This window comes from Streptomyces sp. Y1, assembly GCF_041053115.1.
GTDB lineage: Bacteria > Actinomycetota > Actinomycetes > Streptomycetales > Streptomycetaceae > Kitasatospora > Kitasatospora rubellomurina.
This window is the reverse complement of record NZ_CP163445.1, coordinates 3,382,835-3,401,596: the sequence shown is the minus strand read 5'-3', so window position 1 is coordinate 3,401,596 and position 18,762 is coordinate 3,382,835. Positions and strand designations below refer to the sequence as shown.

The 18,762-nt window shown below is 74.0% G+C and carries 14 protein-coding genes; 11 read left to right on the top strand and 3 right to left on the bottom strand.

The window, feature by feature from the left end; genetic code table 11:
- Nucleotides 1-104 precede the first annotated feature (104 nt).
- Together AB2U05_RS14265 and AB2U05_RS14260 are read left to right on the top strand one after the other, a co-directional pair.
- Nucleotides 105-539: a MarR family winged helix-turn-helix transcriptional regulator gene (locus AB2U05_RS14265; RefSeq protein ID WP_045692358.1), complete on the top strand. Its 435-nt coding sequence runs from the start codon at nucleotides 105-107 to the stop codon at nucleotides 537-539.
- Nucleotides 540-897: 358 nt separating this feature from the next.
- A complete protein-coding gene (locus AB2U05_RS14260) occupies nucleotides 898-2,187 on the top strand; it encodes an MFS transporter (protein WP_045692430.1) in 1,290 nt (429 codons plus the stop codon).
- A 52-nt stretch (nucleotides 2,188-2,239) separates the two neighbouring features.
- On the opposite strand, the gene AB2U05_RS14255 is transcribed toward AB2U05_RS14260, so the two are convergent.
- Nucleotides 2,240-2,758 carry a GNAT family N-acetyltransferase gene (locus AB2U05_RS14255; RefSeq protein WP_369183397.1) on the bottom strand — a complete coding sequence of 173 codons (519 nt, stop codon included), beginning with the start codon at nucleotides 2,756-2,758 and terminating at the stop codon, nucleotides 2,240-2,242.
- 46 nt (nucleotides 2,759-2,804) lie between these two features.
- On the opposite strand from AB2U05_RS14255, the gene thpR reads away from it, so the two are divergent.
- Entirely contained in the window at nucleotides 2,805-3,392 is a 588-nt protein-coding gene (gene thpR, locus AB2U05_RS14250) for an RNA 2',3'-cyclic phosphodiesterase (RefSeq protein WP_045692359.1), read from the top strand.
- A gap of 289 nt (nucleotides 3,393-3,681) precedes the next feature.
- Here the strand turns inward: thpR and serC are convergent, their stop codons facing one another.
- Together serC and AB2U05_RS14240 are read right to left on the bottom strand one after the other, a co-directional pair.
- A complete protein-coding gene (serC, locus tag AB2U05_RS14245) occupies nucleotides 3,682-4,806 on the bottom strand; it encodes a phosphoserine transaminase (RefSeq protein WP_369183396.1) in 1,125 nt (374 codons plus the stop codon).
- Between the two features lie 151 nt (nucleotides 4,807-4,957).
- Complete coding sequence (locus AB2U05_RS14240) at nucleotides 4,958-6,058, bottom strand: citrate synthase 2 (protein WP_045692361.1); 1,101 nt, start codon at nucleotides 6,056-6,058, stop codon at nucleotides 4,958-4,960.
- A gap of 457 nt (nucleotides 6,059-6,515) precedes the next feature.
- Here AB2U05_RS14240 and pdxH point away from each other — a divergent pair, with 457 nt between their 5' ends.
- The 8 genes from pdxH (at nucleotide 6,516) to AB2U05_RS14200 (ending at nucleotide 18,672) form a co-directional block, all read left to right on the top strand.
- A complete protein-coding gene (gene pdxH / locus AB2U05_RS14235; RefSeq protein ID WP_369185953.1) occupies nucleotides 6,516-7,148 on the top strand; it encodes a pyridoxamine 5'-phosphate oxidase in 633 nt (210 codons plus the stop codon).
- 180 nt (nucleotides 7,149-7,328) lie between these two features.
- A complete protein-coding gene (gene fxsA / locus AB2U05_RS14230) occupies nucleotides 7,329-7,520 on the top strand; it encodes an FxSxx-COOH cyclophane-containing RiPP peptide (protein ID WP_045709912.1) in 192 nt (63 codons plus the stop codon).
- Nucleotides 7,521-7,707: 187 nt separating this feature from the next.
- Complete coding sequence (locus AB2U05_RS14225; protein WP_369183395.1) at nucleotides 7,708-9,162, top strand: TIR-like protein FxsC; 1,455 nt, start codon at nucleotides 7,708-7,710, stop codon at nucleotides 9,160-9,162.
- Nucleotides 9,152-13,165: an FxSxx-COOH system tetratricopeptide repeat protein gene (fxsT, locus tag AB2U05_RS14220; protein WP_369183394.1), complete on the top strand. Its 4,014-nt coding sequence runs from the start codon at nucleotides 9,152-9,154 to the stop codon at nucleotides 13,163-13,165. The genes AB2U05_RS14225 and fxsT overlap by 11 nt, the downstream gene beginning before the upstream one ends.
- Nucleotides 13,166-13,219: 54 nt before the next feature.
- Nucleotides 13,220-14,398, top strand: a complete 1,179-nt coding sequence (locus AB2U05_RS14215; protein ID WP_369183393.1) for an FxsB family cyclophane-forming radical SAM/SPASM peptide maturase — start codon at nucleotides 13,220-13,222, stop codon at nucleotides 14,396-14,398.
- Nucleotides 14,399-14,616: 218 nt separating this feature from the next.
- Nucleotides 14,617-15,708 carry an HEXXH motif-containing putative peptide modification protein gene (locus AB2U05_RS14210; protein ID WP_369183392.1) on the top strand — a complete coding sequence of 364 codons (1,092 nt, stop codon included), beginning with the start codon at nucleotides 14,617-14,619 and terminating at the stop codon, nucleotides 15,706-15,708.
- A gap of 300 nt (nucleotides 15,709-16,008) precedes the next feature.
- A complete protein-coding gene (gene fxsA / locus AB2U05_RS14205) occupies nucleotides 16,009-16,194 on the top strand; it encodes an FxSxx-COOH cyclophane-containing RiPP peptide (protein ID WP_045692365.1) in 186 nt (61 codons plus the stop codon).
- Nucleotides 16,195-16,266: 72 nt separating this feature from the next.
- A complete protein-coding gene (locus AB2U05_RS14200; RefSeq protein ID WP_369183391.1) occupies nucleotides 16,267-18,672 on the top strand; it encodes an FxsB family cyclophane-forming radical SAM/SPASM peptide maturase in 2,406 nt (801 codons plus the stop codon).
- The last annotated feature ends 90 nt before the right edge of the window (nucleotides 18,673-18,762 follow it).

The following is an 18,762-nucleotide window of genomic DNA, read 5'->3' as shown; positions in this document are numbered from 1 at the left end:
GGGAGTGGGGCCGGTGGCCCATCACCAATATGGCACCGGGCTCCGGAGGCGGCGCGGCGGGAATCCGATTTTATTTAGCGAGAGTAATGACGTAGTCTAAAGAGATGCCCGAGATGTCCGAGCAGGACCTCGCAGCGATCAGTCAGCTGCGGTCGTCCACGATGCGCCTGTCCCGACGACTCAAACACCAGCGGGTGGAGGAGTCGTTGAGTCCGACCGAGATGGGGGTGCTGGGCACCCTCGCCCGGTGCGGGAAGGCCACACCGGGTGAGCTCGCCCGGAAGGAGCACGTGCAGCCTCCTTCGATGACCAGGATCGTCGCGATGCTGGAGGAGAAGGGGCTGGTGCGGCGCGAGCCGCACCCCGAGGACCGCCGCCAGGTGGTCGTCAGCAGCACCGAGCAGGCCGAGGCGATCCTCGCGGAGAGCCGCCGGCGCCGAAACGTCTGGCTCGCCGAGCTCGCCCAAGGGCTCGACGAGGAGGAATGGGCGGTCCTCAGGGAGGCAGCGCCCGTGCTCTACAAGCTCGCACACCTCTAGGCACACCGACCTCGGCCAGCCAGCCGGGAGACGAAGGAGCTCGCATCACCGCAGGACCGACCACCGACACCAGGAGCGTGACGGCCCCCGCCAGGGTCGTCGCGCCACGAGGGGAGACCACCGTGACACCGCCGGCCGCAGCAAGCGCCGCCGCCATCCGTACCCGACTCGACGACCCGACCACCGACCCCGCCGCGGACAGCCCCGCGGCCGCCGACGCCCAGGCCCCCGCCCCCAGCGGACTGCCCGGCAGCGGCGACGACGACCCCGACGAACGCACCGCGGCGGACTCCGCCGCTCAGGGCCGCAGCCACGCGGCCTCGTCTCCCACAGGTGCCCGCTTCACGAGGCCCGGGGGATGTTCTCCTCCCTGCGCGTTCGCAACTACCGCTACTACTTCGCCGGCCAGGTGGTGTCCAACACCGGCACCTGGATGCAGCGGATCGCCCAGGACTGGCTGGTGCTCAGCCTCACCGGCAGCCCGCTCGCGGTCGGCATCACCACCGCCATGCAGTTCCTGCCGATGCTGCTGCTCGGCCTGTTCGGCGGCGTGCTCGCCGACCGGATGCCCAAGCGCCGCCTGCTGGTGTACACCCAGGGCGCGATGGGCCTGCTCGCCGCGGGCCTCGCCGTGCTGACCATCGGCGGCCTCGTGACGCCGTACTACGTGTACGCCTTCGCGCTGCTGCTCGGCCTGGTCACCGTGGTCGACAACCCGGCCCGGCAGGCCTTCGTCGCCGAGATGGTCGGGCCGAAGGACCTCGCCAACGCCGTCAGCCTGAACGCCGCCAACTTCCAGACCGCCCGCCTGGTCGGCCCCGCCGTCGCGGGCCTGCTGATCGCCGCGGTCGGCAGCGGCTGGGCCTTCGCCGTCAACGCGCTGTCCTTCGCCGCCGTGATCGGCGGGCTGCTCGCCATGCGCGAGAGCGAACTGCGCCCGACCGAGCCGATCGCCCGGGAGAAGGGGCAGCTGCGGGAGGGGCTCCGGTACGTGAAGGAGCGGCCCGAGCTGGTCTGGCCGATGGTGCTCGCCGGGTTCATCGGCACCTTCGGGTTCAACTTCCCGACCCTGCTGTCCGGTTTCGCCTACGACACCTTCAAGGTCGGCGCCGGGCAGTACGGCCTGCTGAACACCGCGATGGCGGTCGGCTCGCTCGCCGGCGCGCTGCTCGCCGCCCGCCGGGGCGCGCCGCGGCTGCGGCGGCTGGTCGGCGCGGCGCTGGGCTTCGGCACGCTGGAGGTGGTCGCGGCCTTCGCGCCCGACTACTGGACCTTCGCGCTGCTGCTCATGCTGATCGGGGTGTTCGGGCTGAGCTTCAACACCTCGGTCAACTCCTCGCTCCAGCTGGCCACCGACCCCGAGATGCGCGGCCGGGTGATGGGCCTGCTGGTGCTGGTCTTCACCGGCGGCACGCCGATCGGCGCCCCGATCGTCGGCTGGGTCACCGCCTCGTACGGGCCCCGGCTCGGCCTGCTGGCCTGCGGGCTGGTGTCCGCGGCGGCCGCCGGTGCGGTCGGCCTGGTGCTGGCCCGCAGTGCGGACCTGCGGGTGCGGTTCGACCTGCACCCCGGGCGCGGCGGCCGGGTGGTGGCCTTCGTGCCGCGGACCGTCCCGGCGCGCAAGTCGGAGCTGGCCGCGGCCTGCTGATGATGCGTCAGGAAGTCCCGGGGGTCTGCCTCCGGGACTTCCCGACGGCTCGTCAGACCCGGATCTCCAGCACCTGGCCGGGCCACATGCCGGACGGCTGCTCGACCTCGAAGCCCACGGTCTCGGTGAAGCCGAGCGCCCGGTACTGGCCGACCAGCTTGCGGTCGTTGCCCGCGTAGCAGTCCACCCGCAGCAGGCCGATGCCGCGCCGGCGGGTCTCCTCGACCGCGTCGGCGACCAGCGCGGCGCCGATGCCGGAGCCCTTGCGGGTGCGGTCGGTGACCAGCAGGCGGAGGTAGAGCTCGCGCTCGTCCACGGCGGGGATCCACTTGCCGCGGTCCTCGTTGAGCACGCAGCAGCCGACCGTCCGGCCGTCCTCGTCCACGGCGAGGCGGACCAGGAAGGGCTCGGAGGCGTAGGAGGTGATCTGGTCGACGCGGGCCGGGTTGGCGCTGAAGGGCTGGTCGCCCCACTGGCCGGCGCGGTCGTCGGCCGTCAGCCAGGAGACGGCGCCGTCGAGCAGGGACAGGATGTCGGGGACGTCCGCGGGCCCCCCGTTGCGGATGTTCATGGAAAACCTTTCTACACCGAAAGGTCGAACGCGGGAAGATTGATCCATGAGGCTGTTCGTGGCGGTACTCCCACCGGTCAGGGCGCTGCAGGAACTCTCCGACGCGGTCGCGCCGGTGCGCGGGCTGCCCGGGGCGGACCGGCTGCGCTGGACCACCGTGGAGGGCTGGCACCTCACCCTGGCCTTCCTCGGCGAGGTGGCGCCCGACCGGCTGCCGGAGCTGGAGGAGGGCCTGGCCGCCGTCGCCGAGGTCCACGAGGCGCACCGGCTGCGGATCGCGGGCTCCGGCCGGTTCGGCGACCGGGTGCTCTGGGCGGGCGTGGACGGCCAGACCTGGGCCCTGCGCCGGCTCGCCGAGGCCGTCACCCAGGCGACCGCCGAGCTCACCGGGGAGACCGACTCCTACGTCTTCCACCCGCACCTCACGCTCGCCCGGGCCGGCTCCGCGCGCGGCCACCGGCGGGCCGTCCAGCGGGTCGCGGCGGCCGAGCTGGAGGCCCTGGCGGCGGCGCTGGCGGACTACCGGGGGCCGGAGTGGGAGGCCGCCGAGCTGCACCTGATGCGGAGCGACCTGGACGGGGGCTTCGCCCACTACGAGTCGCTGCGCTCGTGGGCGCTGGCCGACTGGAGCTGAGGGCCGCCGGTCGGCGCGGGTGCGGGGCGGAGGTACGCTCGTTGACCGTGGATCCCAAGACTCGTATGCGCATCGTCTCCGGCACCCTGGTGCTGCTGCTGGTCGTCGTGCTGATCAGCTCACTGGTCAACCGCTGAGGCCTGTTGCGGAAGCCCGGCAACGGAGGAGGGCCACCGCCCGCAGGCGGTGGCCCTCAGTCGCGCTCGGGTGCCGGCTTCCGGTGCCGGGCTTTTCGGTGCCGGCTTCCGGTGCCGGCTTCCGGTGCCGGCTTCGCGTGCCGGCTTTCCGCTCAGGCGCCGAGCTGCTCGACCACGTAGTCGATGCAGTGGGTGAGCGCCTCGACGTCCGCCGGGTCGATCGCCGGGAACATCGCGACGCGCAGCTGGTTGCGGCCCAGCTTGCGGTACGGCTCGGTGTCCACGATGCCGTTGGCACGCAGTGCCTTGGCGACCGCGGCGGCGTCCACCGACTCGTCGAAGTCGATCGTGCCGACGACCTGCGAACGCTCGGCCGGGTTCGCCACGAAGGGGTTCGCGAAGGAGGACTTCTCGGCCCAGGAGTACAGCCGGGACGAGGAATCAGCCGTACGGGCGACGGCCCAGTCGAGCCCGCCGTTGCCGTTCAGCCACTCCAGCTGGTCGGCCAGCAGGAACAGGGTGGAGATCGACGGGGTGTTGTACGTCTGGTCCTTCGACGAGTTGTCGATGGCCGTCGGCAGCGAGAAGAACGGCGGGATGTAGCGGCCGGACGCGGCGATCTCCGCGGCGCGCTCCAGGGCGGCCGGGGAGAAGGTGGCCAGCCACAGGCCGCCCTCGGAGGCGAAGGACTTCTGCGGCGCGAAGTAGTAGACGTCGGTCTCGGCGATGTCCACCGGCAGGCCGCCGGCGCCCGAGGTGGCGTCCACCAGGACCAGCGAGCCCTGGTCCGCGCCCGCCGGGCGCCGGATCGGCATCGCAACGCCGGTCGAGGTCTCGTTGTGGGTGAGGCCGTAGACGTCCACGCCGGCCTCGGCGACCGGCAGCGGGTGGGTGCCCGGGGCGGTCTTGATCACGGTCGGCTCGGCCAGCCACGGGGCGGCCTTCACCGAGGAGGCGAACTTCGACGAGAACTCGCCGAAGTCCAGGTGCTGGGACTTCTCCCGCACCAGGCCGAAGGCCGCGATGTCCCAGAAGGCGGTGGAGCCGCCGTTGCCGAGGACCACCTCGTACCCCTCGGGGAGGGAGAACAGGCTGCTCACGCCCTCGCGGACGCGCTTGACCACGTTCTTGACGGGGGTCTGGCGGTGCGAGGTGCCGAGCAGGGAGGTCCCGGTCGCGGCGAGGGCACTCAGTGCCTCGGGGCGCACCTTGGACGGGCCGCAGCCGAAACGGCCGTCTGCGGGCTTGATGTCAGCGGGGATCTGGATCTGAGCCACGCGCGCAGCCTACCGGCCGGGCCCGGGGCCGGATACGGTCGTCCGCCCGCTGAGACTGTGATCTCGACTGCTCGACGGTGTGCGAACAGCGGGCCCGGCCGGAGCCGGACCCGCTGGTCAGAGTGCTGCAGTGACGGTTCGCCGGGTGCGCTCAGCGCGCGATGGCGTCCCAGCCCTCGATCGCCTCGGGGCGGCGCGGGCCCGGGCCGATGTAGCGCGCGGAGGGGCGCACGAGCCGGCCCGTGCGCTTCTGCTCCAGGATGTGCGCCGACCAGCCGGCGGTGCGCGCGCAGGTGAACATCGAGGTGAACATGTGCGCCGGCACCTCGGCGAAGTCCAGCATGATCGCGGCCCAGAACTCCACGTTGGTGGCCAGCACGCGGTCCGGACGGCGGTTGTGCAGCTCCTCCAGGGCCGCCTTCTCCAGCGCCTCGGCGACCTCGAAGCGCGGCGCGCCGAGCTCCTTGGCGGTGCGGCGCAGCACGCGGGCGCGCGGGTCCTCGGCGCGGTAGACGCGGTGGCCGAAGCCCATCAGGCGCTCGCCCTTGTCCAGCGCGTTCTTCACCCACGCGGTCGCGTCGCCGGTGCGCTCGATCTCCTCGATCATGCCGAGCACGCGGGACGGGGCGCCGCCGTGCAGCGGGCCGGACATCGCGCCGACCGCGCCGGACAGCGCGGCCGCGACGTCGGCGCCGGTGGAGGCGATGACCCGGGCGGTGAAGGTGGAGGCGTTCATGCCGTGCTCGGCGGCGGACGTCCAGTAGGCGTCGACGGCCTTGACGTGCTTCGGGTCCGGCTCGCCGCGCCAGCGGATCATGAAGCGCTCGACGACCGTCTCGGCCTTGTCGATCTCGCTCTGCGGGACCATCGGCAGGCCCTGGCCGCGGGCCGACTGGGCGACGTACGACAGCGCCATCACGGCGGCCCGGGCCAGGTCGTCCCGGGCCTGGTCGGCGTCGATGTCGAGCAGCGGCTTCAGGCCCCAGACCGGGGCGAGCATGGCGAGCGCGGACTGCACGTCGACCCGGATGTCACCCGAGTGCACCGGGATCGGGAACGGCTCGGCGGCCGGCAGGCCGGGGTTGAACTTGCCGTCCACCAGCAGGCCCCAGACGTGGCCGAAGGAGACCTTGCCGACCAGGTCGTCGATGTCGACACCGCGGTACCGCAGGGCGCCGCCTTCCCGGTCGGGCTCGGCGATCTCGCTCTCGAACGCGACGACTCCCTCAAGCCCGGGTACGAAATCGGACATGCGACGGCTCCTTCAGTTCTGCGATCGGCGCTCCGCCGTGGTGGGGCGGCGCGCCAGTGACCGAATGGTGGTTGGCACTCGGTGCCAGAGTGACAGGCACGGGGTGCATTGCGCCATACACCACAGCGGTGATGTTGCCCGGCGGACCGCTTGACTTTCCCGTCAGGCTCCGCCGAACGGCCGCAGGGCGCGCGGGTCGGGGCCGGGGCCCCGGGACGGAATGCCTCGGTACCGGACAATTCCCCGCACGACGGGCGGCCAAGCGGTGGCGAGCCACCTTATCCCCGACCGTGGTTCGCCAGTCGGTCGCGGCATGGAGCGGCGTCGGTTGCTTGTCGTACGGGATGATGTTGGCGTGCAGACCCCGGAACGCGCCCAGTCGACGCCCCTGAGCCCCGCCCCCCGGACCCCGGCCGTCACGGCCGAGGAGGCCCGACCCGGGCCGGACCTCACCGTGATGCGCAAGCACTACACCCACGAGGGCCTCGGCGAGGGCCAGCTGGCACCCGACCCGATCGCCCAGTTCACCCGCTGGTTCCACGAGGCGGACGACTCCGGCGTGGTCGAGCCCAACGCCATGGTGCTCTCCACCGCCGACGCCGAGGGCCGGCCCAGCGCCCGTACCGTCCTGCTCAAGGGCTTCGACGCGCGCGGCTTCGTCTTCTACACCAACTACGGCTCCCGGAAGGGCGCCGAACTCGCCGCCAACCCGCACGCCGCCCTGCTGTTCCCCTGGATCGCCCTGGCCCGCCAGGTCATCGTCCAGGGCCGGGTCGAGAAGGTCGGCCGCGACGAGACCGCCGCCTACTTCCGCACCCGCCCGCACGGCTCCCAGCTCGGCGCCTGGGCCAGCGAGCAGTCCAGCCCCGTCGACGACCGCGAGGTCCTGGAACAGCGCTACGCCGACCTCGAACGCCGCTACCCCGAGGGCGAGGGCGTACCCGTCCCGCCGTTCTGGGGCGGCTACCGCGTCATCCCGGAGAGCATCGAGTTCTGGCAGGGCCGCGCCAACCGGCTGCACGACCGGCTCCGCTACCTCGCCGACCCGGCCGCCCCGACCGGCTGGCGGGTGGAGCGCCTCTGCCCGTAGCGCGGCGGGGCGGGGCGGGGGACGGGTGGCGCGCTGTGGCGTGCTCTGGCGTCGGCTGGCGAGGCTCGGGGGCCGTGACCGCGCCGAACTGATGGTCCGTCACGGACGACCTCCGGCGTGTAGGATGCTGCCCGTTCCGGCAGGCAGCCCGCGGCGCCGGCGCGATCGAGTGAGGGACTGATGGGCGTCACCGGTGCGGACACCGCCGCTGGACTCGGCTCTGACCTGGTCGACGTCGCCGCCCTGTCGCTCGACGAACTCGACGCCCTCCCCGATACCGTCCTCGGCGACCTGCTGCGCCGAGTGGTCGCGGACGCCCTGACCCCCGGCGCCGAGCCGCTCGCCGCCTTCCAGTCGGCGCTCGATCTCTAGTTCCCCCCCGCGGCGCGCTTCGATGCGCCGGGTGCGCTCCCGAGCGCGGGCGTGCGCCTGACCCCCGGTTAAACCCCCCTGTGGCGGGTGAATCCGCCAACTTCCCAGTAAAGCTGGTGGAGTTCACGACATGCTGGGTATGAGACCAGCGCCGTCGCGGCATGTCGGGTTCGGGGGGAAACGGGTGATGGAGCGGGATCAGCGGCAAGCGCAGGACGCGGGGGACCAGCCGGACCAGCGGCCGTACTTCTTCTTCAGCTACGCGCGTCGGGACTACGTGGCGGAGGACGCCTTCGTCGACCAGTTCTTCAACGACCTGCGCGACGAACTCGGCCGGATGCAGCCGGGCGCGCGTGCCGACGAACTCGCCTACCGGGACACCGAACGGCTGCGGGTCGGCGACGACTGGGCCCAGCAGCTCGCCCGGATGCTCGGCCGCTGCCGCGCCCTGGTCGCGCTCTACTCGCCCGCCTACTTCGCCAGCGACTACTGCGGCAAGGAGTGGACGGCGTTCCGCGGACGCGTCCGGCGCCACCACGAGCAGCACGGCGAACACGTCGCGGCCCTGATCCCGGTGCTCTGGGAGCCCGTCGCCCCGGGCGAGCTGCACGAGGAGGTCACCAAGATCCAGTGGGCCCAGCCGGACATGGGCGAGGCCTACGCCCGGTACGGGCTGCGCGCGCTGCTGCGCACCGACCCCGGCGGCGAGGCCTACCGGAAGATCGTCCGGGTGGTCGCCGGGCGGGTGAAGGTCGCCGCCGACCGCCGGCTCGCCGACCTGCAGGAGTTCGACCTCGGCGCGGTGCGCGGCTACTTCCCGCCGCCCCAGCCGCCGACCGTGTCGACGCCGGAGCCGTCCTCCAGCCCCGGCATGGTGCGGCTGTTCATCGCCGCCGGCCGGGCCGCCGAGGCCGCCGCCGCGGGCGGCGCCCACTACGGCGCCAAGCCCTGGGACTGGGCGCCCTACCACCCGCCGACCCGGCCCTCGCTGGCGGCGCGCGCCCAGCAGGTGATCACCGCCGCCGGGCACACCACCACACTGGAGGAGATCGACGCCGGCCTCGGCGAGAAGCTGGACCAGGCCCGCGAGGACAGCCAGGTCAGCGTCCTGCTGGTCGACCCGTGGGTGGCCGGCAGCGAGCGCTACCGGGCCGCCCTGCGCGAGTACGACGACCAGAACCACCCGGTCACCGGAGTGCTGCTGCCCAGCGGCGACCAGGACCCGGCGGACGGGCCGACCCGCGAGGCGCTGTGGACCGGCGTGCGCGGGGTGTTCCGCCGCAACTGGCTGCGCCGCTTCGACCCCGACCCGCTGTTCCGGGTCAAGGTCGGGCGGGACAGCTTCGACCGCGACCTCGACATCGTGGTGACGGTCGCCCAGAACAAGCTGATGGACGACAACTTCGACTGGGGCGAAGGCGGCGCCGTCTTCGGCGTCGGCCCCGGCGACGGCCCGCAGATGCCCGGCCTGGCCATCCCGCCCAGACCCGCCCCCGCCCCGCCCGGTCTGCCCGGTCTATCCGATCTGTCCGGCCTTCCCGGCCGACGCACCCTGGACCTGCCGTACGACCTCCCCGGGCAGCGCCGGGCCGACCAGGACCGCAACGCCCCCTCGAACGGAGACGAGAGCGATGACCACTGAGCCCGACGCACGGCCCGAGCGCGGCGGACCGGGTTCGGTCGTCACGTTCTACTCCTTCAAGGGCGGCACCGGCCGCACGATGGCCCTCGCCAACGTGGGCTGGATCCTCGCCAGCCGCGGCCTGCGCGTCCTGGTGGTCGACTGGGACCTGGAGGCGCCCGGCCTGCACCGCTACTACCACCCGCTGCTCGTCGACCCCGAACTCCACTCCACGGACGGCCTGATCGACCTGCTGCGCTCCTACGTCAAGCAGGCGCTGCCCACCGCCGCCGGCCCCACCGGCCTCGGCCCCGCCGAGTGGCTCGACGCGCCCGGCCGGCTGGACGGCTACATCTGCGGCCTCGCCCTCGACCTGCCGCCCGGCGGCCGGCTCGACTTCCTGCCCGCGGGCCGCCAGAACGGTGCCTACGGCGCCGCCGTCACCAGCTTCAACTGGCGCAGCTTCTACCACGGCCGGGACATCCGGGGCGGCGAGTTCCTGCGCGAGCTGCGCGAACGCTGGGCCCGGAACTACGACTTCGTACTGATCGACAGCCGCACCGGGGTCAGCGACACCTCCGGCATCTGCACCGTGCTGATGCCCGACACCGTCGTCGACTGCTTCACCTTCAGCGCCCAGAACATCCGCGGCGGCGTCGACGCCGCCCGCGCCATCGCCGAGGCCGAGGAGCGGGCGATCCGCGTCCTGCCGGTGCCGATGCGGGTCGAGGACGCCGAGCAGGAACGGCTGGAGGCCGGCCGCGACTTCGCCCGCGAGGCCTTCGCCCCCTACCTCGGCCGCTGGCTGCCCGGTGACCGCCGGGCCGGCTACTGGGCCGACGTCGAGGTGCCGTACAAGCCGTTCTACGCCTACGAGGAGGTGCCCGCCACCGTCGCCGACCGGCCGCAGGAGGCCCGCAGCCTGCTCAACGCCTTCGAACGGCTGGCCGGGTGGATCACCGACGGGCGGGTGCGCACGCTGCGCCCGCTCGGCGCCGAGACCCGCCGCCGGCTCTACGCCGCGTACCTGCGCTCCGCCCGCGCCGTCCCCCGGCAGGTGTTCGTCAGCTACGCGCCGGAGAACCGGATGTGGGCCGAATGGGCGGCCGCCACGCTCACCCGGTTCGGCTACCAGACCTCGCTGCACAACGCCGCCGACCCGTACACCGGCGCCCGGCCGCCGGAGGTCGCCGGGCCGCTCGACGGGCAGGGCCGGGTGCTCGCCCTGCTCTCGTCCGAGTACACCGCGCTGCCCCGCGCCGCCGAGGTCTGGCAACTCCTCCAGAGGGGCGAACTGCCCTCCGGCGCACCGATGTTGGTCGCCCTGCGGCTGCAGGACTCGGACGAGCCGACGCCCCGGCCGTTCGCCGGGCACGTCGTGCCCGACCTGGTGCGCTCCTCCGCCGTGCACGCCGAGGCGCAGCTCTACCACGAGTTCGGCCAGGCGCCCGGCACCAGCCGGCAGTCGGACGGCGACAGCGGCGAGTTCGCCGCCCCGGCGCGCTTCCCCGGCACCGCCCCGCAGGTGCTGGAGGTGCGCTCGCGCAACGCCTCCTTCATCGGCCGCGGCAAACTGCTCGAACTGCTCCGCAACCGCTTCACCGGCGGGCCCGCCGCCGTCCGCAGCCAGGTGCTGTACGGCCTCGGCGGCGCCGGCAAGTCGGAGATCGCCGGCGAGTACGCGCACCGCTTCAAGGCCGCCTACGACGTGGTCTGGTGGGTGCCCGCCGAGGACCCGGCGAACATCCCCGCCGAACTCGCCAAGCTCGCCCCCAAGCTCGGCGTGCCGGGCAGCGACGACGTCGCGCACACCGCCGCCGCGGTGCTCGACGCGCTGCGCCGCGGCCAGCCGCACGGCCGCTGGCTGCTGGTCTTCGACAACGCCAGCACCCCCGAGGAACTGGCCCCCTGGCTGCCCTCCGGCGCGGCCGGCGGCCACGTGCTGATCACCTCCCGCAACCAGGGCTGGTCCAAGCACGCCGGCCTGGTCGAGGTGGACGTCTTCCTGCGCGAGGAGAGCGTGCGGCTGCTGCGCCGCTTCAACACCGGCCTCAGCCAGGACGACGCCGAGCAGATCGCCGCCCGGCTCGGCGACCTGCCGCTGGCCGTGGGCCAGGCCGCCGTCTGGCTCCAGGAGACGCCGATGCGGATCGCCGACTACCTCGGCGAACTCGACCGCGCGCTCACCGAGATGCTCGAACGCACCGCGCTGCACGCCGCCGACTACCCGCACTCCGCCGCCGCGACGCTGCGCATCTCGGTCCAGGAACTGCGCCGGATGAACGAGCCGGCCGCCCAGATCCTGGAGATCTGCGCCTTCCTCGGGCCGGACGCCATCCCGATGCGGCTGCTCTACAGCCGGGCCGTCGTCCGCGCCCTGCGGCTGGCCCCGCGCGCCCCGCGCGACAAGCTCGCGATCGGCGAGCTGCTGCGCGCCATCAGCCGGTTCGGGCTCGCCCGCACCGACCAGGGCAGCGAGACCATCACCGTCCACCGGCTCGTCCAGGCCGTGCTGCGCGACCAGGTCGGCGAGGAGCGGCAGGCCGAACTGCGCGAGGTCGTGCACGCCGCGCTGGCCGCCGCCAACCCCGGCGACCCGGACGTGCCCGCCGACTGGGCCGAGTACGCCGAACTGCTGCCCCACCTGTGGCCGTCCGGGGCCGTCGACAGCGCCGACGAGGACGTCCGGCAGTGGATCATCGACTCGGTCCGCTACCAGTGGAAGCGCAGCCTGCACGAGGCCGGCCGGGAACTCGCCGAGCGCACCCTGCGGCACTGGCGCCAGGACGGCTACGGCGGGCCGGACTTCAACGTCGACGACGACGCCCAGACCCTGATGCTGCGCACCCAGCTCAGCAACATCCGCCGCTCCCAGGGCGCCCTCCAGGAGGCGTACGAGATGGACCGGGACATCCTGGAGCGCTTCACCGCCACCCTCGGCCCCGAGCACTCGCACACCCTCGCCGTCGCCAACAGCCTCGGCGCCGACCTGCGCTTCCTCGGCCGCTACGACGAGGCCCGCGCGCTCGACCGCCGGACCCTGGAAGCCGCCCGGCGCACCCTCGGCCCGGACCACCCGCGCACCCTGATGATCACCAACAACCTCGCGGTGTCCGACTACCTGGCCGGCGACCGGCGGGCCGCGCTGGAACGCCACCGCAGCAACTACCTCCAGCAGCGCGACGCACTCGGCGCGCACAGCCTCTACGCGCTGTCCTCCGCCTCCAACTACGCCCGCGACCTGCGCGAGACCGGGCGGCTGCGGGAGGCCCTGGACCTGCTGGAGGAGACCGTCCGGACGTACCAGCAGACCATCGGCGACAACCACACCGACACCCTGCGCGCCCGCAAGAACCTCGCCGTCGCCCTGCGCCGGGACGGCCGCTACCACGAGGCCGTGGAGATCGACCAGGACATCTACCAGCGCTACCTGGACATCAACGGCCCGGAGCACCCGGACACCCTGGCCGCCGCGACCAACCTGGCCAGCGACTTCAACGCGCTCGGCGAGACCGCGCGGGCCATCCCGCTCGCCGAACGCGCCCTCGCCCGCTACCGCGACTACCTCGGCGAGGACCACCCGGTGACCCTGGCCGGCGCCAACAACCTCTCCGTCTACCTGCGGCTGGTCGGGCGGGTCGACGAGGCCCGGGAGCTGTCCGGCCGCACCCTGGCGCAGTTCCGCCGCGTCCTCGGCGAGCACCACCTGTACATCCCGATCGCGATGATGAACCACGCCAACGACCTCGCCCTGAGCGGGGAGACGGAGGCCGCGCTCGCCCTCGAACTGGAGGCCGCGCCGCTGATGGTCGAGGCGCTCGGCCGGGACCACTACGACTCCATCGGCATCAACTCCAACCTGGCGCTCTCGCTCGCCGCGGTCGGGCAGACCGAGCGGGCCGCCAAGCTGCGCAACGACTGCATCCGGCGGGCCCAGGTGACGCTCGGCAACGACCACCCGACCACGAAGGCCGTCAAGGCCGGGACCAGGCTGGACTCGGACGTGGAGCCGCCGCACGTGTGAAGCGTGATGACGGATGGTCAGCAGGGGCTCCCGGCCGGCACTAGGCTCGCGCGCATGGTGCCGTTCCGGCAGTTCCTGCTGAAGATCCACAGTCGGTGCAACCTGGCCTGCGACTACTGCTACGTGTACCAGGGCGCCGACCAGAGCTGGCGGCGGCGGCCGCGCCGGATGGAGCTGCCGACCGTCAGCCGCACCGCCCGCCGGATCGCCGAGCACGCCGCCGCACACGGGCTCGACGAGGTGACCGTGGTCCTGCACGGCGGTGAACCGCTGCTCGTCGGCGCCGCCCATCTCGACGCGCTGTTGCGGGAGTTGGCCGGAGCCGGGCCGCGAGTGCGGTTCAGCCTGCAGACCAACGGGCTGAGGCTGCTCGACGAACCGGCGCTGCTCGACGTGCTGCACCGGCACCGCGTCGCCGTGGGCGTGTCGATCGACGGCACCCGCGCCGACCACGACCGGCACCGGCTGCTGCCCTCCGGCGCCGGCAGCTGGGCCCGGACGGCCGAGGCCGTACGGCTGCTCGGCTCCGCCCCGCACCGGGACCTGTTCGCCGGGCTGCTGTGCGTCGTCGACCTCGCCGCCGACCCGGTGGCCACCTACCAGGCGCTGGTGGACTTCGCCCCGCCCCGGATCGACCTGCTGCTGCCGCACGCCACCTGGGCCGCCCCGCCACCCGGCGTCCACCGGCGGACGGTGCCCGGCGCCCCGCCGTCCGGGGAGGAGCCGGCGCCGTACGGGGAGTGGCTGATCGCCGCCTTCGACCGCTGGTACGACGCGCCGCGCCGGGAGACCGGGGTGCGGCTGTTCGAGGAGCTGTCCGTGCTGCTGCTCGGCGGGCGGGCCGCCAGCGAGGCGGTCGGGCTCGCGCCCGTCGACCTGGTCGTCGTCGAGGCGGACGGCACGATCGAGCAGGTGGACAGCCTGAAGGTCGCCTACGAGGGGGCGGCCGGGACGGGGCTCGACGTCTGGCGGCACGACTTCGACGCGGCGGCCGCGCACCCGGCGTTCCGGGCCCGGCAGCACGGGCTCGCCGGGCTCGCGCCGGTGTGCGGCGACTGCCCGCTGGTCCGGGTGTGCGGCGGCGGGCTGTATGCGCACCGGTACGCGGGCGGTGGGGTCGGTGGGGGGTTCGGGCACCCGTCCGTGTACTGCGCGGACCTCGACCGGCTGATCCGGCACATCGCCGGACGGCTGCGGGCGGGAGTGGCGAAGGTGGCGCGGGCGCGGGTCTAGCGCGGCCGCCGGGACTGGGCGCTGATGGACCGTCACGGCAGGTGCGCCGCTCGGTAGGATGCGCGGCGCCCGAGGCCGTGGTCGGGGTGCCCGAGGGGGCCGCTCGCCCGTTCGGGTCATGTGCGGCACCGGATCGGCTGATCCGCGGCCGGGCGGGGAAACTGCGGGCGGGCGCGGCGGGTTGGCCGGAGCGGGCCGGAGCAGGAGGAGGACGACCGGTGGCTGGTGGAAGCGAGACGGTGGCGGCGGCGGAGGCGGCCGGGGTGCCGGGTGCGCGGGCGGCGGACGGGCTGCCGCGGCACGGGGTGGACCGGGCGACGTTCCGGGCGATCGCCGCCGCCCGCGGCGGTCCGGAGGCCGTCCGGCTGCTGCGCGCCGGGCAGTTGAGCAAGCGGGCGCTGCTGCTGCTGGCGCTGCGCCGGGCCGCGCCGGGCGACCGGGACTACCGCACGGCCTACGCCCGGGTGTGCGCGCTGCAGCGGGACGACCGGCCGCGTTGGGAGGAGGCCCTGCTGCGGCCGGAGTTGGACGCCTGGGCGGCGGACTGCCTGCGCGGCCTCGCGGCCGGTGAGGCCGTCCCGCTGGACGGGCTGGGCGAGCTCCTGCGGGCCGCGCCCTCGTCCGCGCTGCGACTGGAGCTGGAGTGCGACGGGCTGCGCTGGGCGCCGACCGTCGAGCACGCCGGGACGCACCGGGTGGACTACGGCCGGCCGCCGGCCGGTCCGCTGTCCGATGCCGAACTCGATCAGTGGGCCGACGAGTTGGAGCAGGCCTGGCGGATCCTGGTGCGGCGCCACCGGCGGCACGCGGCGGCGGTCGCGGCCTGCGTCGGCGTGATCGTGCCACTGCGCCCGGCGCCCGGCGGCGAGGCGGTCAGCGCCGCCGCCCGGCGGGCGTACGGCGCGGTGGCGGCCTCGCTGCCGGGGGAGCCGGTGCTGCTGGCGCTGGCCCTGGTGCACGAGTTCCTGCACGTTCAACTCGGCGCCCTGCTGGACCTGGTGCCGCTGCACCGCCCGAACGGCGCCGCCGTCTACCACGCCCCGTGGCGGCCCGACCTGCGCCCGGTCGGCGCCCTGCTGCAGGGGACGTACGCACACCTGGGGGTCGCGGACTTCTGGGCCGCCGAACTGGCCGCCGGGAAGAGCGAACCGGCCCGCGCGGAACGGGAGTTCACCTGCTGGCGCACGCACACCCTGGCAGCCGGCCGGACCCTGCTGGAGTCCGGTGAACTCACCGCGCAAGGAAGGGAGTTCACCGAGGAGCTGGTGCGCGCCGTCCACGCGCTGGACGGATCGGCGGCGACACGGTGAGCGCCGGGGCACCCCGGCTCCGGTGAGGTCCGGATTCCGGGTGTGCCGGTCCGGGCGACCGGGGATGGTTCGAACGCCAGCTCCGAACAACGCGCTTCGGCGCGCGCCGAAGCGAAGTGCGCGACCGCTGAACGGGTGAATTCTCGGGGCGCCGGGCGCCGCCGTACTGCGCCGACCGGCCGGGCGGACGAACTTGAGGACACAAGGTGCCGCGCGGAGTCCGCACGGGCACTACATTAAGTCGCAACCGGGTGGCCTACCCGCCCTCGGCAGGTCCTAACCGCGCCTAAGGAAACGAATATGACTCCGGTAACCAGCACCAGGCCGGCCGGCAACCTCACTGACACTCAGGAGACGCCGGAGCGCACCTCCCTCGCCGATCTCGCCGCCCTCGGCGCCGAGGAACTCGCCACCCGGCTGCAGCGCGCGCTCCCCGGCGCCGACTCCGGCCGCGTGCCGGTCGCCGCCTTCAACTCCTCGATCTGACCCGGCCGCTCACACCGACCGGACCCAGGCCGAGCCGACCACACGAGAACGCCGCAGACCATCACCAGGCCCATGCCGACACGAATTCCGGTGCCACTGACGCAATTCGTGCTCAAGATGCACAGCCGGTGCGATCTCGCCTGCGACCACTGCTACGTCTACGAGCACGCGGACAGCAGTTGGCGCACCCGCCCCAGGGCGACGGGGGACGAGATCCTGGCCAAGACCGCCGAGCGGATCGGCGAACACGCGGCCGCGCACCGGCTGACCGCCGTCCGGGTCGTCCTGCACGGGGGAGAACCCCTGCTCGCCGGCCCGGACCGGCTCCGCCGCGCCGCCGAGGCGCTCCGGGCGGCGCTCCCGCCCGGCTGCGCCCTCGACCTGCGCATCCACACCAACGGCGTGCTGCTCAGCCGCTCGTTCTGCGAGCTCTTCGCGGAACTGGGCGTCCGGGTCGGCATCTCCCTGGACGGCGACCGGGCCGCGAACGACCGCCACCGGCGCTTCGCGGACGGGCGCAGCAGCCACCCGCAGGTCCTGCGGGCCGTGGCGTTGCTGCGCGAGCCGTCGTACCAGCACCTGTACGCCGGGCTGCTGTGCACGATCGACGTCGAGAACGACCCGGTCGCCGTGTACCGCGCGCTCGCCGAACTCCAGCCCCCCGCCGTCGACTTCCTGCTGCCGCACGCCACCTGGGACGATCCGCCGAAACGCCCCTCCGGCCGGGGCACCACCCCGTACGCGGACTGGCTGCTCACCGTCCACGAGCTGTGGGAGGCGGACCGGCGGCCGTTCGCCGTCCGGACCTTCGAATCCGTGCACCGCACCCGGCGCGGGCTCTCCAGCCTCACCGAATCGCTCGGGCTCGAGCCCTCCGACCTCGCCGTGATCGAGACGGACGGCAGTTTCGAGCAGGCCGACAGCCTGAAGACCGCCTACGACGGGGCGCCCGCCACCGGTATGGACGTCTTCCGGCACAGCCTCGACGACCTCGCCCGGCACCCCGGTATCGCCGCCCGTCAATCGGGCCTCGCCGGGCTCAGTGACACCTGCCGCAGCTGCCCGGTGGTGCGTTCCTGCGGCGGCGGGCTGTACGCCCACCGCTACCGCAGCCACCATGGAAGCGGCGGCTTCGACCATCCCTCCGTCTACTGCGGGGACCTCATGAAGCTCATCAACGGCATTGCGGGACAAGGAAGTTCCGCGCCCGTCCCGGCGCAGGGCGGGGAGCCGGTGCGACCGTCCCCGCTCGACCCGGCGCACCTGGACCAACTCGCCCGCGGGTACGGGGACGGCGACACCGTGCGGGCGCTGTCGCGCGCCCAGCTCGCCCTGACCCGGGCGATGCTGGCCGCCGCGTGGGACGCGTCCGGGCGCGGGCGTGGGGAGGCGTGGGCGCTGCTCGCGGCGCTCGACGCCGAGGCTCCCGCCGCCGTCGACGCCGTGCTCGCCCACCCGTACGCGCGGGCCTGGGCGGCGCGGCGGCTCGCCGGGGACCTGTCGGTGGGGCTCGGGCCGCTGGCCGCGCTCGCGGCGGCCGCGGCGGTGCGGGCCGGGCGGGCCGGGCTGGGGGAGGCGGTGCAGGTGGCGGTGCCGGTGCGCGGCGGGTGGCTGCACCTGCCGACGCTCGGGCGGGTCGCGGTGCCGGACGGGGAGGCCGTCGTCACCGGGCTGGCGGACGGGTTCCGGGTGCGGGCCGCGGACGGTTCGGAGCGCGGGGAGCTGGACGAGCCGCTGCGGCGGGTCCGGCTGGCCGGGGGGTGGACCGTCGCGCTGGAGGACGTCGACCCGCTGCGCGACAGCCACGACCACGCGGTCGCCGGGCGGCTCCCGGCGGGTGAACTGCTCGACTGGACGGGCGCGTTGCGCGAGGCCTGGGAGCTGCTCGGGCGGGACCTGCCGGGCTACGCGGAAGGCCTGCGGGCGGGCCTGACCACGATCACCCCGCTGCGGCCCGGGCCGGCCGGGCGGGACGTCAGCTCGGCGGCGCGGCAGGCGTACGGGGCGGTCGCGATCGCCCGGCCGTCGACGGCCCCGACGCTGGCGCTGCTGCTCGCGCACGAGTTCCAGCACGTGAAGCTGGGCGCGGTGCTGGACCTGTACGACCTGTACGACCGCGCCGACGACCGGCTGTACTTCGCGCCGTGGCGGCCCGACCCGCGGCCGTTGGAGGGCCTGCTGCAGGGCACGTACGCGCACCTGGCGGTGACCGAGTACTGGGGCACCCGGACCGCCGCGTACGACGGGCTGCCGGGGGACGCCGCCGAGCGGGCCCGGGCGCAGTTCGCGCTCTGGCGGCGGTACACGGCGGAGGCGGTCGAGCGGCTGGCCGGGTCGGGCGCGCTGACGGCGCTCGGGGCGCGTTTCGCGGACGGGATGCGGGAGAGCCTGACACCGTGGCTCGCCGTACCGCTGCCCGCCGCGGCGGAGCGGGACGCCGAGCGGATCAGGGTCCGGCTCCAGCCGGTCGAGGCCTGAGAGGCCTGAGAGGCCTGAGAGGCCTGAGAGGCCTGAGAAGTGTGAGAAGTCCGAGAAGTTCTCGAAGTTCGAGAAGTTCGATTCGAGGGG

Coding starts and splice junctions, on each gene's coding strand:
- AB2U05_RS14255 (WP_369183397.1), bottom strand. CDS start 2,758: ATGAACATCCGCAACGGGGGGCCCGCGGACGTCCCCGACATCCTGTCC.
- AB2U05_RS14225 (WP_369183395.1), top strand. CDS start 7,708: ATGGAGCGGGATCAGCGGCAAGCGCAGGACGCGGGGGACCAGCCGGAC.
- AB2U05_RS14265 (WP_045692358.1), top strand. CDS start 105: ATGCCCGAGATGTCCGAGCAGGACCTCGCAGCGATCAGTCAGCTGCGG.
- thpR (WP_045692359.1), top strand. CDS start 2,805: ATGAGGCTGTTCGTGGCGGTACTCCCACCGGTCAGGGCGCTGCAGGAA.
- AB2U05_RS14200 (WP_369183391.1), top strand. CDS start 16,267: ATGCCGACACGAATTCCGGTGCCACTGACGCAATTCGTGCTCAAGATG.
- AB2U05_RS14215 (WP_369183393.1), top strand. CDS start 13,220: ATGGTGCCGTTCCGGCAGTTCCTGCTGAAGATCCACAGTCGGTGCAAC.
- fxsT (WP_369183394.1), top strand. CDS start 9,152: ATGACCACTGAGCCCGACGCACGGCCCGAGCGCGGCGGACCGGGTTCG.
- pdxH (WP_369185953.1), top strand. CDS start 6,516: ATGCGCAAGCACTACACCCACGAGGGCCTCGGCGAGGGCCAGCTGGCA.
- fxsA (WP_045709912.1), top strand. CDS start 7,329: ATGGGCGTCACCGGTGCGGACACCGCCGCTGGACTCGGCTCTGACCTG.
- AB2U05_RS14260 (WP_045692430.1), top strand. CDS start 898: ATGTTCTCCTCCCTGCGCGTTCGCAACTACCGCTACTACTTCGCCGGC.
- fxsA (WP_045692365.1), top strand. CDS start 16,009: ATGACTCCGGTAACCAGCACCAGGCCGGCCGGCAACCTCACTGACACT.
- AB2U05_RS14240 (WP_045692361.1), bottom strand. CDS start 6,058: ATGTCCGATTTCGTACCCGGGCTTGAGGGAGTCGTCGCGTTCGAGAGC.